The 14,305-nt window shown below is 48.5% G+C and carries 12 protein-coding genes; 2 read left to right on the top strand and 10 right to left on the bottom strand.

Features of this window, described 5'->3' with window-relative positions:
• Nucleotides 1-152 precede the first annotated feature (152 nt).
• The 10 genes from pyrR to DCM90_RS07630 form a co-directional block, all read right to left on the bottom strand.
• Nucleotides 153-707, bottom strand: coding sequence for a bifunctional pyr operon transcriptional regulator/uracil phosphoribosyltransferase PyrR (gene pyrR / locus DCM90_RS07675; RefSeq protein WP_306419295.1), 555 nt, complete (start codon nucleotides 705-707; stop codon nucleotides 153-155).
• Nucleotides 708-906: 199 nt separating this feature from the next.
• On the bottom strand, nucleotides 907-2,016 hold the full coding sequence (locus DCM90_RS07670; protein ID WP_109250787.1) for a lactate oxidase: 1,110 nt from the start codon (nucleotides 2,014-2,016) through the stop codon (nucleotides 907-909).
• Nucleotides 2,017-2,142: 126 nt separating this feature from the next.
• Nucleotides 2,143-3,168: a WxLIP family cell surface protein gene (locus tag DCM90_RS07665; protein ID WP_109250786.1), complete on the bottom strand. Its 1,026-nt coding sequence runs from the start codon at nucleotides 3,166-3,168 to the stop codon at nucleotides 2,143-2,145.
• A 76-nt stretch (nucleotides 3,169-3,244) separates the two neighbouring features.
• The gene (locus DCM90_RS07660; protein ID WP_109250785.1) at nucleotides 3,245-3,922 is read right to left on the bottom strand and encodes a WxL domain-containing protein; all 678 of its coding nucleotides are present in this window, start codon (nucleotides 3,920-3,922) and stop codon (nucleotides 3,245-3,247) included.
• Nucleotides 3,923-3,987: 65 nt separating this feature from the next.
• Nucleotides 3,988-6,036 (bottom strand): collagen-binding domain-containing protein, encoded by a 2,049-nt coding sequence (locus tag DCM90_RS07655; RefSeq protein ID WP_133244333.1) that lies wholly within the window; start codon nucleotides 6,034-6,036, stop codon nucleotides 3,988-3,990.
• A 780-nt stretch (nucleotides 6,037-6,816) separates the two neighbouring features.
• Nucleotides 6,817-7,392, bottom strand: a complete 576-nt coding sequence (locus DCM90_RS07650) for a tyrosine-type recombinase/integrase (RefSeq protein ID WP_109250783.1) — start codon at nucleotides 7,390-7,392, stop codon at nucleotides 6,817-6,819.
• Nucleotides 7,393-7,548: 156 nt separating this feature from the next.
• The gene (locus DCM90_RS07645; protein WP_109250782.1) at nucleotides 7,549-7,881 is read right to left on the bottom strand and encodes a helix-turn-helix domain-containing protein; all 333 of its coding nucleotides are present in this window, start codon (nucleotides 7,879-7,881) and stop codon (nucleotides 7,549-7,551) included.
• A gap of 184 nt (nucleotides 7,882-8,065) precedes the next feature.
• The gene (locus tag DCM90_RS07640) at nucleotides 8,066-9,481 is read right to left on the bottom strand and encodes an NAD-dependent succinate-semialdehyde dehydrogenase (protein ID WP_109250781.1); all 1,416 of its coding nucleotides are present in this window, start codon (nucleotides 9,479-9,481) and stop codon (nucleotides 8,066-8,068) included.
• A 340-nt stretch (nucleotides 9,482-9,821) separates the two neighbouring features.
• Nucleotides 9,822-10,598, bottom strand: a complete 777-nt coding sequence (locus tag DCM90_RS07635) for an MFS transporter (RefSeq protein ID WP_109250780.1) — start codon at nucleotides 10,596-10,598, stop codon at nucleotides 9,822-9,824.
• A gap of 14 nt (nucleotides 10,599-10,612) precedes the next feature.
• A complete protein-coding gene (locus DCM90_RS07630; protein ID WP_225366005.1) occupies nucleotides 10,613-11,062 on the bottom strand; it encodes a LytTR family DNA-binding domain-containing protein in 450 nt (149 codons plus the stop codon).
• 181 nt (nucleotides 11,063-11,243) lie between these two features.
• On the opposite strand from DCM90_RS07630, the gene DCM90_RS07625 reads away from it, so the two are divergent.
• A complete protein-coding gene (locus tag DCM90_RS07625) occupies nucleotides 11,244-13,136 on the top strand; it encodes a glycoside hydrolase family 2 TIM barrel-domain containing protein (RefSeq protein WP_109250778.1) in 1,893 nt (630 codons plus the stop codon).
• Complete coding sequence (locus tag DCM90_RS07620) at nucleotides 13,114-14,085, top strand: beta-galactosidase small subunit (protein WP_109250777.1); 972 nt, start codon at nucleotides 13,114-13,116, stop codon at nucleotides 14,083-14,085. Before DCM90_RS07625 ends, DCM90_RS07620 begins: the two co-directional genes overlap by 23 nt.
• Nucleotides 14,086-14,305 lie beyond the last annotated feature (220 nt).

Below are 14,305 nucleotides of genomic sequence, written 5' to 3'. Positions count from 1 at the left end.
CCTTCCGTGCTCAAGGCACAAAAAAAACATCTCGACGTCACCACCAACTAAAGTCAGCGAGAGTCGAGATGTGCCTACACAAAAAAGCCGTCACCCATCTGTTCCTCTCTGGAAACAATTAATTGGTTTACTTGATCTAAATTTTAATTCAATTAATGTGGTTGGACGACCTTTTCGATGGTAACACTATCGTGACCATCGACTTCCGTCATCGCAACGCTCACCTGCTCGTCCATTCCGGTTGGGATGTTTTTCCCAACGAAGTCCGGTCGAATTGGCAACTCACGGTGGCCCCGGTCCACTAAGACCGCTAAGGATACCTTAGCGGGCCGGCCGTATTCCATCAGGGCGTTTAACGCAGCCCGAACCGTTCGGCCGGTGAAAATAACGTCATCAATCAAAATCACGTGTTTCCCCGTTAAATCAACGGGAATATCGGCCCCGTGAACGGTAGCTTGGTCACCGACGTCTGCCATGTGAACGTCATCCCGGTATAGGGTGACATCAAGTGATCCCGTAGGCACTTGAACGCCCTCTAGCTGGTTCAGTCGTTCCGCTAACCGTTGGGCTAAGTAAATTCCCCGGGTCTTAATGCCGATAAACACTAAGTTCTGGGTTCCCTTATTATTTTCAACAATTTCATATGTAATTCGCGTTAAGGACCGCCGCATCTTCATGTCGTCCATAATTTGTTTTGTCATGCCGATTCGCCTCCTAAAAAAATCATAAAAAAACAGCTCACTAGTCTTCCTGCGAAAACGTAGTGAGCTGGTAAAAAGAATTGCGTGTTCCATCCGCTCGACCTTCTTAGTCTCACAGGACTAAAAGTTAAAGGTGCCTCTTTAATTTCCATAAGTATAGGCGAGCAAGCAAAGGAAGTCAAGCAAAATTCAGGTTAAAGTCGAACTAATACCGAAAGTCAGCCAACTGGGCGTGTTTAACATCCTCAATGGTTTTCGTGCCGGCTAGCTGCATAACCGTCTTAAATTCTTCGTTGATTTCTTGCAGGGCATCTTGAACACCCATTGCGCCGCCAAGGGCGAGTGCATAAACGAACGGCCGTCCCATGGCCACTAAATCAGCACCGGATGCTAACGCCTTAAAGACATCGGAACCCCGACGGACCCCACTATCAAAAATCACGGGTACCCGGCCGTTAACCGCCTCCGCAATGGCTGGCAAAACGTCAAAGGAAGCGGGGCCGCCATTTAATTGCCGGCCGCCGTGGTTCGAAACGTAAATTCCGGCCGCTCCCGCACCAATCGCTAAGTCGGCGTCGTTTGGGTCCTGAATTCCCTTAACAATCACGGGTAATCCACTGTAGTCTGCAATGCGTTTAACGTCATCCGGACTAATCCTTTGGGCGGCTGCCGCATAGATTTCCTTAATTCCCTTCCCCTGGCCCGAAGCTTCGCTGAACTGAATCAGGTTGGCCATTGGAATTGGGAACTGAAAATCATTCACGATATCATCTTCCCGGTAGCCGTCTACGGTTGCATCAGCCGTTAGAATGATTCCCTTAACTCCGGCCTTTTTCGCTTCATCAAGTAAGGCCTCATTGAAATCCCAGTCCTTGCTCATGTAGAGTTGGAAGAATTGCGGTCCGCCATTACCTGCGGCTGCCGTATCCGCAATGGACGTTGATGAATAAGTACTTTGACCCATAAAGGCTCCCTCGGCGGCAAACGCTCTGGCGGTATCCTTCTCGCCCTGAGAATTTGCCAACCCCTGGGCTGCCAGCGGCGACATCATAATGGGCGTCTTAACGTTCACCCCAAAGACCGTCGTACTTAAGTCCGGATTATCCATATCCGACAGGACCCGGGGATAGATTTGTTTATGTGTAAACGCCTCACGGTTAGCCGCTAACGTCCAGTCGTCTTCCGAGCCGCCACTAATGTAGCCAAAACCACCCGTGGGAATAATTTTTTCAGCTTCCGGTTCCAAAGACTCTAGGTTTAAAACATCAATGTGCTGTTCACGATCACTCTGCTCATATCCATTTACTTCTGTCATCATCGATTCCTCCAACTCATTTAAGATGACCTCAGTATATATCTCTTACAAAAAGTAAGCAACAATAAAATCGCTTTTATTAAAAAAATCGCCGGCCCCAGCCGACGATCGTTTTAATAACACCCTTTATTCCGCTGATTTCTTAGCCTGATGCCGCCCGTAATAGTACACGGCAATTAATAGGAGAATTAATAGTAAAATTCCGAACAGAATCCATAACCAAAGGTAACTCTTCTTGAGGTTATGGCCCCGCTGGTTTAACTCAGCGGCTTCCTGCCGGCTAATTGTAAACCGCTGGTCAAAAATCCATTCCTTGGTCCCCGAAGTTGCCACAAGGTGCAGATTATACTTGCCCGGCTTAAACGGTTCCCGGTTCCAATCCATCCGGTACCCAAAAGCCGTTGAAGGCGCAACCGTCAAGTTCCGCTTGGTTTGGCTATGCAGAACCTTATCGCTGCCCACCTTCGTCACCTGGGACTTAATCGTCATCTGACCAAACAACACCGGTTTGGCATTATTGAGGTTAGCGACGAGGGTCGTCGTTTGATTCACAATTTTGGGGGTTACGGCCGTCAGCTTTAGCGTGGGCGAAACCCGTTTGGTATCTTCCTGAAGGGTGGCCCCCATCAGTAGCGCGTACCGATTATTGATGGAAAATCCCTTTTCGGCTTTGGCCGGCTTTTGATCCGTCCCCTCAGCCTTAAATCCACCGTCAATCAATCCCCGAAAGGTATGTGTCGGAACCCGAAGCTGAAACTTGACGACCTTTGTTGCTTTCGGTGCCACCGTCACCGTTTGAGCCCCAGATACTAAATCGGAAAACTGGTAGTTGGCTAACGTTTGTCCAGCGGCCACGTGGGGGCGGTACGCCACTTGAACGTTATCATTCGTATAGGCGGAAACGGGTGTGACCCGAACGGTTCGTTGGCGATCCTGCAGATTAATAACTTTAATCGCTAAGGTTTGTTTTTGATTCGGTCTTACCTTCAGATTAAAGTAACTCTGCGTCTCATCAATGGTATTAGCCGGTTTTTCAATTTGCATCGTAAACCCAGCCCCTGATGATTGGTCAGCGTGGGCTGGAGTTGTTGACAGCCCTAAAATGGCGATCACGCCAAACATTAGCCCAATCAACCAGCGTCGTTTTTTCATCTCATGTCCTCCTAACAAAATTGGACTGGAATAAATATCCAGTCCAACTCAGGTTGTGTTTTAAAAGTTAATCTGGTTAGTCAGCTGCTTGAGCCGTAGGGTTAATGGCTAACGTCCAGTCAATGTCAGCGGTGTAGGCCTTATCTGGTGAAACCTTGGTAGCATCAACGCCGGATAAATCTAGTTGGGCATCGTTGGCTTCACTAACCGCAGCGGTAGTGGTCCCAAAGGATGGGTTACCGGAAAGCACCACGGCACCTTGGCCCATGATGTTCGTTAACGAACTCGTTCCCTTGGCCTGATTATTGCTTTTCGAGGAATCTTCATTGACCGTTGCTACCTTAGCGGTGTTCACTAAGATTTTAGCCCCGGCTAATACGGTTCCGTTTTGAGCCCCCGTTGACTTGTCGGTTTCCTGAAAGTCACTGGCAGTGGCCGTCACATTCCAGGTCTTGGCTGTGGCATCGTAGTTGGTAACTGTTAAGGCGTCCTTGCCAGTATTATCATTTCCGTTAGTTTTTGTGTTGTTTTGCAAATCTAACTTAACGTTGCCGTTCGTTAATTTGTCCAAACTCGTTTCCCCGAAGTTTAAGTGGGGAGCTGAGTTTAACGTGATATCCCCGTTTTTCACCGTAAATTCGGCTTGGGTGGATACCTTATCATTTGTAGTTGCAGCGTTAACGGTGTTACCACCTGCACCTAACAGTGTTGCGGCAATGGCCATGCTAGTAAAGCCTAACATCATCTTTTTCATCGATAGTCTCTCCTTTTGGATGGAAATAGTTTAAAGTTTGTTACCTAAGTTATTGATGTGGTTCCTTAACTACTTGGGAACCACGAAAACTGCCAGAGCATCCCGACCGTGGCCTTGGTGTACAGCAGGTTACTGGGAACCTTAAGCTGGAAGTCGTTCATTTGGTAGACCTTGCCCCCATCATCGGTCAGCGGATCGGTGGCTAGGTCTTTAATGAATTGATCCGCATCCGACTGAGTCATTCCGAGATCTGATCCGGGATCGTACAGATTAACGTTGTTATACGTAAAGTTGGCCGTGCCCAAAAAGACGTTAGCCGCCTTCTCGACGGGCTCAGTCACACTGCTTTGTGCGTCAACCCCCACCTTGAGTTTAAACGGTGCGTCCAACGTATTATTGAGTTTCATCGTTGGCGTTGGGTCGGGCCTTGTCACTCCATTTTGGACGGCCAGGTTAGAAAATAGAATTTTCTTCGGCATTGAAATTGAAAACGGCGCAAGGTTGAGGGTAATACTACTAGACCATTGTTTTTCCGTTTTAGAATCATTGGGATCTGACGAAGCTAGAGCAAAGTAGACCACTTGATTTTTGGGGGTCATTAGGGTGACGTAATCAGCGTCGCTAGTTTGCGTCAGTTTCTGGTCCTGCCCCGGATACTGATCCGTACTAAATTTTCCGGCTCCATCACCATCCGAACTTGCAACCTGTTTCCACGAGGATTGATTCCCGATGGATTCATACAGGTTAGTCCCTTCGTAGGCCTCCCATTTCAAACTGAAGTTGGCCTTGTCATTGTAAGTAAAGGCTGAGGCCATTGTCGTTGGGTTATCAAACGAGGTACTCGTTGATTGGCCGTCCGTTCCCGTCTTTTTCAGGGTGGTTTCAACTGACTTCGACGGTTTATCATCCGAATTTGCGCTGTTGTCCGGATCAGAAAAATCGGGCGGATTAAAAATTCCGTTTGGCCCTAACGTATTAATAGATGTCGCCACATGAATATTCTTACCGATGACGGAGGTTAACGCCGAGTTGAGCGCATTAATTTCAATATCGGTGTTCGGGGCAATCACAGTCCCAATGAATTGATTATTAAACTTAATTGTCTTTAACTGGCTAAAGTTCAATAGCAGGTGGTTTTTATCTATAATTTGCGTTTGATGGTCGACCGTTCCATAGCTAACGTCCACGATGTCTCCCGCCGAGTTCAAATCCAGAACGTCTTCCTTCGAAAGGTTCGGAAAATTAAGGATCACAATGGGTTCGGCTGACAGGTTAGTCACGTATTGGAGGTGCAGCTTTAAGACGTCTTCCTGCGTTTTCAGATCCTTAACCGAATCGACCGGAATGTTGACGACCAAACATTTACGTTCAGCATTTGGATCATTGATCGTGACCGTTTTCCCCGCGTGAATCTGGCTAAGTTGGTCAGTGGTTAGCGTGGTGTTATTAACAAACTTCTTGGAAAAGGTTTGGTTAATTTGATCCTCCGACGCGTAGAACTTACTGACTGCCTCGACCTGATCGTTGGCACTGGCGAAGTTTGTGAGCTGATTTTCCGAAAAGTCCTTAACGTTTGTCAGCTGGTCCACGTCAACCGGATTCCCGCTGCTATTTCTCAGTGCCGTCGTCCCCGAATCTTCCGCCGCAAAAACCCCCGAAGTACGGTCGGTAATCAGCTTGGTTGACTGCGTGTTGCTGTCGTCAGCCAGTGACTTAACCGCTAGCATATGGGAGTCAATGTCTGGGTCGGCCTGAGTCCATCCGACTGATCGCTGGTAGTTATTCACCTGGAATTTATTGGCCGCAATCCGCGCATTGCCAATGTCGTTATCCTGCGTATAACTTTCGGTGGCAAAAATATTAAAGTTGGACGCCACTCCCAAGGCGTACCCGTGTGTCGTTAAGTAGGATAGATCGTCACTATTTTTAGCGTTAACGTTCACGGTTGACTTTACCGTTTTGACCGTCTTTGTCTTAGCTGCCTCAACTTTTTGGCCATCGTGAACAATAACACTAATCCCCGTCAATCCCGTGAGAATTAAGACCATTAACAGACTGAATTTGACGGTATGTCGCTTGCTCATTTTTACTATCCCCACAATCTGATTAAACATTACCCGGTTACTCCGATATTCAGATCATATATTATCACACGTTAAACGCTGTATCCACGCTGTTTTTGACGAATTGACCGGATAATTTATGGCCCGTAATCGATTGTTCATACCCGTTACTAACATTTTGGAAGTATCACAAAGTGACAAGTTTATATTTTAATCGATTCGATCCAATTTGTCACGCCAATTTTTGCTCCCCTTTCTCATGCCTATAGGGGATATTAATTGTATACGCCATTGACTTTTTATTTAGTTCGCCAACTAAAAAAGATTCGGGTACTAGTCGATGATTGGGTTAACCACCGGAAGTGGAGGGGCAGAGCCAAAATAAATGGTGTGAAACTTCTCGTTTACTCCCGAGGATTAACGGAGCTTCCAAAAAACACTCGGGTTTTAGTGTTATTTGGAAGCTTGGTTAACCGCAGGAAGTTGAGAAGTGGAACCTAAATAAATGGGGTGAAACTTCTCGTTTACTTCCGAGGATTAACGGAGCTTCCAAAAAACACTCGGGTTTTAGTGTTATTTGGAAGCTTGGTTAACCGCAGGAAGTTGAGAAGTGGAACCTAAATAAATGGTGTGAAATTTCTCGTTTACTCCCGAGGATTAACGGAGCTTCCAAAAAACACTCGGGTTTTAGTGTTATTTGGAAGCTTGGTTAACCGCAGGAAGTTGAGAAGTGGAACCTAAATAAGGGTGATCACCAAATCCGCAAAATCGACCCTGGTCATCACCCTTATTATCGCGGCCCAAACGGCCTATGTCCCTGCCTATAGCCTTTTAAAAAATTCCGGGATGCATTAACTGTGGAATCCCAAGTTCAAACTGGGATAGACTCGCCTCTAATTCATCCCGGCTCAGTCCGATATACCGTTTAGTGATCTCTTCGCTACTGTGGTTAAAAACAACCATTAGCGTTGCAATATCATGGGTTTGCCGGTAGTAGTGGTAGCCGAACGTTTTACGGAGCGTGTGAGTCCCAATGTCATCCCGCCCGATTCTAACGGCTGCCCGGTGAAATAATTTATATACCCCGTTGACGGTCATGGCGCCATCCCGTCCCGGAAACAGCGGATCCTCATCCTGCATTTCGGTGGTGTAATCTGACAAAATCTTTTTGAGCTTCCCCAGAAACAGCCACCGCCGTTTGCCCGTCTTAATTTCCCGAATAATGGCTTGATCCTGCCCCCGAACCTGTCCAACCGTTAAATTTAGGATGTCGCTCATCCGAAGACCCGTGTTAATGCCTAGTAACACCAAAACGTAGTTGCGTTGGGCGTTCTTTCCGTGGTACAAAGCTTGAATAAATTCTTGAATTTCAAATTCGCTTCTTAATGGTTGTACATTATATTCCATACTTTTCCTCCACTATTCTTGTTCATCAATCCCCACTTCAATAACTGCCTGCCATTGAAATTAGACTAGGTGTCCATTATCAAGAATCTGTCGGAAAAATAAAAGCTCTGCCTACAACCAAAAATAGGCCAAACTAATTGGCCTGCAAACTATTGATCAGCGCAACCATTGCACCATCCAACCAATCCAAGCACCCACCGCAAAAATTAACCACCAGTACCGGGAAGCAAATTCCCAGAAGTTCATGGGGTGATCCGGATGGGCCTGACGGTAAAGGTGGGCGGCCGACGTTTCCTTTCCGGATAGGAGCCAATCCGAGCTGACTCCCAGTAACCGGCTTAGTTTTTGCAGCTGACTCGCTGTCGGTTCCACCTTGCCACTTTCCCAGTCAGCAATGATTTCTGGACTTTGACCCAAAAATTCGCTCATTTGCTGCAGCGTCCATCCGTGTTGTTCCCGAGCCTGTTTTACCCGTTCGCCAAATGTCATGAAAAGCCCTCCCTTCTTAGTTGCTTCTATTATGGGGGAGTTTGGGGTCGGGTGCACGCCATATGCAAGGAAAAACCGGTCGCAAATCCCAGCCGCACAAAAACCGATTCTCAATTTCGACTTAAACACCCTCGAAACTAAAAATCGGTTTAGTTTAACTTAGAGTGGAGATCTACCTGCTCCGTTAATCGGTAGCAACCAGCCCACCCGCTAAGTTATTTAAATTTGGTTTATCCGTCGCCACGATTAACTTTTCGTTAACGAAGGCCATTAACCCAAGTTCGCTCATTTCGCGGCCGTACCCGGACTTCTTAATTCCGCCAAACGGAAGTTCCGGCAGGGACGTCATGAAGTTATTGACGAAGACCATTCCGGTTTCAATCTGGGACGCGACCCGTTCGCCACGTTTAGTATCCCCACTAAAGACGATGCCCCCTAAACCGAATTCAGAGTCATTCGCTAGCTTAATGGCCTCGGCTTCGCTAGATACCTTGTAGACCTGTGCCACTGGGCCAAACATTTCGGTCCGGTAAGCCGGGTTATCCGGAGTAATGTCCGTCAAAATGGTGGGCATGAAGAACTGGCCGGGTAAATCAACGGGTTCGTTACCGTAGTAGACGTGAGCCCCATTCTTAACGGCGTCATCGACCTGATCCTGAAGTTTGGCCTTAGCCCGTTTGGTATTCATAGGGGCCAGGCTAGTTTCATTAGCCATGGGATCCCCCATCTTCACCCGGCTGAAGTTCGTCTTCAGCTGCTTCAAGAACTCGTCGTAAACGTTGTCCATCACAATGAACCGTTTGGATGACGTGCAGACTTGGCCATCATTGTACAGCCGGGCCCGCCAAGCAATATCCGTTACGTCAGCCATATTGGCATCGTCTAAAACGACAAAGGCATCCATTCCGCCAAGCTCCATCGACGTTTTCTTAAGGTTTTGGGCGGCTTCAACGGCCACCGCACGACCACCACGTTCCGAGCCCGTTAAGGCAACGCCCTGCACCCGTTTATCGGCAATAATCTGACCGATTTGATCGTAGGAAAGCCACAGGTTAACGAGGCTGCCCTCAGGTGCCCCCGCTTGTTGGACCATTTTTTCAAACGCTTCTGATGACCCCGGGGTATTTGACGCCCCCTTTAAAATCATGGGGTTGCCGACCATAAAGTTCGGCGCAAATACCCGCATGATTTGGTAGTACGGGAAGTTCCAGGGTTCAACCATCATCAAGACTCCCGTCGCCTGTTTTTCAACGTAGGCGTGCCCGGTTGCCTGGGACTTCAATTCCGTTGGCTGCAGCATCTTCCCCGCATGATCCGCAAAGTAATCCGCAATGAGGGCACATAACTCCACTTCACCCTTTGATTCGCGGAATAACTTGCCCATGTCAGTGGTTGCAATCTTCGCCAGCTCATCCTCGTTTGCCCGTAATTGATCGGCAATTCGATGTAATATCACCGCCCGATCCTCAATCTTTTGGGTCTTCATTGTTTCATATAAGTTGCCCGTGACCTCAAGGGCGGATTTTATTTCGGTATCCGTCGCGTTCGGATACGTTTTAACGACTTCATTGGTATAGGGATTAATTGTTTGGTAAGCCATTCCCGGTTCCTCCTTTATGCTGATGGATTAATGGTAACGCTTACTTAAACGGATTACTACATTGCAATTTGGTGAACTTACCGGTTTATAACTGAAAGTTAAGCGGTACCAACTTTTACCAGTCCAAAAAAATTTCCGAGAAAACGGGTCGTGAGAAAGCTCACGTTGGAGGTCAATTTTTCCATTCCTGCCAAACTGGTCCATATCAAAAACGGGATTGTGACATTAGTCAAGCCAAATCAAAATAAGGATCCTCCCAAAACACGAACAAAGAATTCGCATTACGGAAGGATCCTTATTTTGCCAGGCTTAGACGCCTAATATCACAGCCTTGTTTCGTTTAAATATAATGAATCGTCAACCCCGACAACGACAGCTGACCGTTAATGTACACGGTTGGGCCCGTCTTCGTGGCGCCCAGATCCGTCTCGGTCACTCCGCTCATGCTCAGATTAAGTTGGGGGATGACGTTCCAAGCTCGGGGAACGAAAAGGTCGACCCCGCTCAAAGACGCATCAACGCTAATTTCAGCATGATCCCCCGCCACCGTGACGTTATCAAAATAGACTTTAACCCCCGACATCTTGGCGTAGATCGTGGCGGTCTCAAAGTGATCGGATTGAATGTACCGAATAGTATTATTCATGGTAGCCCGCACCATGGTTTGAGGGTCGTACATGGTTTCCACGTCCACCTCTGCGTTTGGATGGTAGTGGCCGCTATGACCGTGGTGGTGCCAATTATCATCATCCACCCAATTATGGGAGACAAACTTATTCTTCATCCACTTCACGTGGTGGTTCCGAATGAATGGAAACAGAAGGATGCTCAATCCGATACTAATGAGGAGTGCCGTTCCCAAGATGGCCCAAGCGGAAAGGGCAATCCCCAGGGGCTTAGCAAAGACGATCGCCAAAAACGCCAGGGAAAAGGCGCTCCCCCAAACGGAGAAGTGACTCAGGGCGGCGATCAAAGTCCCCACAAAGAAAATGGCCAGCAGACACGCCACCCACCCAATCTGAATCGATAACAATCCCAGTTGGCTGGTGACTAAAAATGCTGCGGCAACGAGGAAGAACAACCCCCAAAACCATTTATGCCACATGTAATTTTTCATGACGAAACTCCCTTTCATTCGAGTGCCGCTTTGAGTGCCTTATAGTACCGGCGCGACACGTAAATTTGTTTGTGCGACTGCTTAAATTGCACCAGGTTTCCCGTTACCGAATGGGTAAGCGTGTAAACCTGCTCCACGTTTAGAATGGCGGACTTAGAAATGCGTAAAAAGTTTACGGGCAGATCCGTTTCCAGCTCATAAAGCCGTTTTCGGGTCACGTAGCTGTCGGCTCCCGTATGAGCATAGACCAGCCGGTTCTCCGTTTCAAAAAACAAAACGTCAGCCAGTGGCAGCTGTAATTGGGTCCCCCGCTTAGTTACCGGCAGCGTTTGGTGTTTGGCCGCCAGCTGTTCGATTGCGGCCATTAATTCAACCACTTCGGCATCCCGGTTAGGAACCCGAATCACAACTTCCTTGTCGTTTAATTGTGAATCCACTTCAACCCGAATTTTCACCTCAACCATCCTTTCAACGTCACTAAGTACACCATATTCAAAATTAAATGTAAATTGCTGCCGACCAAGCGGTTCGTTTTTTAAACTAAGCGGTCGATTTCCCGTTCCCCATTGAGGTCCCGAACGGGGCGTGCTAAACTAGGGGCAATTGTTAAAAGAAAGCGTTTTCTTTATTAAAAGGAGCCTCTTCATGAAACCTGATATTCACTGGTTAGACGACCCCGAAGTCTTTCGGGTTAATCAACTACCAGCCCACAGCGATCACCCGTTCTACGGCAACTACGATGAACTCCTCCACAAAAAAAGCCGCTACATTCAGTCCCTAGACGGGGAATGGGCCTTTAATTTTGCGGCTACTCCTGCTGATCGGGACCGGGAGTTTTACCAGCCTGATTTTGACGCCCAGCAATACGACACGATTGCGGTTCCCGGCCACATCGAGCTGAACGATTACGGTCAAATCCAGTACATTAACACGCTGTATCCGTGGGAGGGCAAACAGTTTCGCCGGCCCGCTTACTCGATGGGCCAGGATCGGCCCGAAACGGGAACGTTTAGTGACGGGGAAGATAATTCGGTGGGCATGTACCGCAAAACCTTTACCCTGAACGAAAGCCTGCAAAATCAGCGGGTCATCATTCAGTTCTTGGGCGTGGAACGCGCCATGTACGTTTGGCTCAACGGTCACTTCATCGGTTACGCCGAGGATAGTTTTACCCCCTCTGAATTTGACTTGACCCCCTACCTCACCAGCGGCGAGAACTTACTGGCCGTGGCTGTCTTTAAGCATAGCACGGCCTCCTACCTTGAGGATCAGGATATGTTCCGGTTTTCCGGAATTTTCCGCAGCGTGAACTTAATTGCCAAACCCGAACTCCACTTAGAGGACCTCACCATTCGCCCAATCCCGGACGAGAATTTGGAATCCGGTAACCTGAATTTAACGCTAAACCTATCCGCAGCAACTGCACCTTTGTCTGGCAGTGTGACGGTGACCGTTTTCGATCACGCCGGCCATGCTTGGGTGCACCAAACGGTTGAGGCCCATGAAACGGTAACGTTCACTGACCTGCCGTTTGATCAAATTCACCTCTGGGACCATCACCATCCCTACCTCTACCAGCTGCAAATTCAGCTTTTAGATGCTGCAGGGAACTTGATGGAAGTGATTCCCTACCGGTTTGGCTTTCGCCGCGTTGAAATCAAGGACCACGTACTGCTGCTTAATAACGACCGGTTAGTGCTAAACGGTGTTAACCGCCACGAATGGAATGATCAAACGGGCCGGGCCATTACCCTAGCGGATATGCGAGCCGACATGCAGACCTTTCATGATAATCATATTAATGCAGTCCGGACCTGTCACTACCCCGACCAAATTCCGTGGTACGACATGTGCGACGATGAAGGTATTTATATGATGGCCGAAACGAACCTGGAAACCCATGGCACCTGGCAGAAAATGGGCGCAGTCGAACCCTCTTACAACGTCCCAGGCTCACTTCCCCAGTGGCAAGCCGCCGTGTTAGACCGGGCCAAATCCAACTACGAAACCTTCAAGAACCACACTGCGATTTTGTTTTGGTCACTCGGTAACGAATCCTACGCCGGGGAAGATATTCAAGCTATGAATACCTACTATAAAACGGTTGATCCTGACCGGCTGACCCACTATGAAGGGGTGTGCCGCAACCGGAAGTATACGGCAACCATCTCGGACGTTGAAAGTATGATGTATGCGGCCCCTAAGGATATTGCGAACTACCTTGAAAAGGATCCCCAAAAACCGTTTTTGAACTGTGAGTTCATGCACGACATGGGTAACTCATTGGGGGGACTGGCAGACTACATGAATCTCATTCAAGCTTACCCCAGCTATGCCGGCGGATTCATTTGGGACTTCATTGATCAGGCCCTCCTCGTTCCCGACGAAATAACGAAACAACCAGTGTTACGTTACGGTGGTGACTTCGACGACCGCCATTCCGACTATGAATTTTCTGGCGACGGGTTATTATTTGCCGACCGGACGCCAAAACCCGCAATGCAGGAGGTGCGCTATGAGTACGGCCAATTCGACTAAGCTTCACGTCATTTACGGTGATGGTTCCCTTGGCCTACAGGGAACCAACTTTGATTATATTTTCAGCTATGAACGCGGCGGACTCGAATCCCTCGTCCAAAACGGCAAGGAATGGTTGTATCGGGTTCCTAAACCAACCTTTTGGCGGGCCACAACGGATAACGACCGTGGGAACCACTTTGCTGAACGCGCGGCAATGTGGCTGGGAACCGATCAATTTTTACCGTGCGTTAAAGTGGCTATTGCGGTCAACGGACAGCCCATTCCACTGCCAATTGCCCCGGAAAATAACCGTTACAGCGACCACGAATTCGCAACGACCGTTACAATCACGTATACCTACGAAACCCTAACCGTTCCTAAAACCCTGGTGACGACTGCCTATCAGGTAGCCGCTGACGGGGCAATTCAGATAACGGCTCGGATTACGGGTCAGCCTGATTTACCGGAATTACCCGTCTTTGGGGTGCGGTTCATTATGCCAACCCCCGCAACGCAGTATACCTACACCGGACTGTCTGGTGAAACCTACCCCGACCGACTGGCAGGTGGGGTGCCTGGCACCTATACCATTACCGGTTTACCCGTAACTCCCTACCTCACCCCGCAGGAAAATGGCATGCACATGCGCACTCAAGACGTTGCAATTACCCGTACCACAGTACTCAACAATGCCGATCCCCGTCAGGACCCGTTTGTGCTTCGGCTAACCGCGCTGGATCACCCGTTCGCCTTTAGCTGCCTTCCCTATACCGCTGAGGAACTAGAAAACGCCACCCATAAAGAAGAACTGCCGCTTCCCCGCCGAACCGTTCTCACCATTGCGGGCGCCGTTCGCGGCGTTGGCGGCATTGATAGCTGGGGCGCCGACGTTACCGCTCCCTACCACATTTCCGGAGAAACGGACCATCAACTGAGCTTTAGGGTGGAGAGTGTGGAATCCGACTAAAAGGATGTGGCGCATTTCGTTTAACTTTTGAGGATTAACGGAGCTATCGAAAAATGCTGGGTTTTAGCATTATTCGATAGCTTGGTTAACCGCAGAAAGTTGAAATGCGCAACTCAACTAAAAGGGTGTGGAAACCCTCGAGAGTTGAGGCTTGTAACCCGACTAAAAGGGTGTGGAACCGCTCGGTAGATCTTGAGGATTAACGTCAGAAGCAAAAAAG

Source organism: Levilactobacillus bambusae (genome assembly GCF_003124125.1).
Lineage (GTDB): Bacteria > Bacillota > Bacilli > Lactobacillales > Lactobacillaceae > Levilactobacillus > Levilactobacillus bambusae.
This window is presented reverse-complemented; position numbering and strand designations above follow the sequence as displayed.

What these genes read in the sequence shown, in the direction of transcription:
- DCM90_RS07670 (WP_109250787.1), bottom strand. Translation starts at nt 2,016, where the DNA reads ATGACAGAAGTAAATGGATATGAGCAGAGTGATCGTGAACAGCACATT.
- DCM90_RS07665 (WP_109250786.1), bottom strand. Translation starts at nt 3,168, where the DNA reads ATGAAAAAACGACGCTGGTTGATTGGGCTAATGTTTGGCGTGATCGCC.
- DCM90_RS07660 (WP_109250785.1), bottom strand. Translation starts at nt 3,922, where the DNA reads ATGAAAAAGATGATGTTAGGCTTTACTAGCATGGCCATTGCCGCAACA.
- DCM90_RS07655 (WP_133244333.1), bottom strand. Translation starts at nt 6,036, where the DNA reads ATGTTTAATCAGATTGTGGGGATAGTAAAAATGAGCAAGCGACATACC.
- DCM90_RS07650 (WP_109250783.1), bottom strand. Translation starts at nt 7,392, where the DNA reads ATGGAATATAATGTACAACCATTAAGAAGCGAATTTGAAATTCAAGAA.
- DCM90_RS07645 (WP_109250782.1), bottom strand. Translation starts at nt 7,881, where the DNA reads ATGACATTTGGCGAACGGGTAAAACAGGCTCGGGAACAACACGGATGG.
- DCM90_RS07640 (WP_109250781.1), bottom strand. Translation starts at nt 9,481, where the DNA reads ATGGCTTACCAAACAATTAATCCCTATACCAATGAAGTCGTTAAAACG.
- DCM90_RS07635 (WP_109250780.1), bottom strand. Translation starts at nt 10,598, where the DNA reads ATGAAAAATTACATGTGGCATAAATGGTTTTGGGGGTTGTTCTTCCTC.
- DCM90_RS07630 (WP_225366005.1), bottom strand. Translation starts at nt 11,062, where the DNA reads ATGGTTGAGGTGAAAATTCGGGTTGAAGTGGATTCACAATTAAACGAC.
- DCM90_RS07625 (WP_109250778.1), top strand. Translation starts at nt 11,244, where the DNA reads ATGAAACCTGATATTCACTGGTTAGACGACCCCGAAGTCTTTCGGGTT.
- DCM90_RS07620 (WP_109250777.1), top strand. Translation starts at nt 13,114, where the DNA reads ATGAGTACGGCCAATTCGACTAAGCTTCACGTCATTTACGGTGATGGT.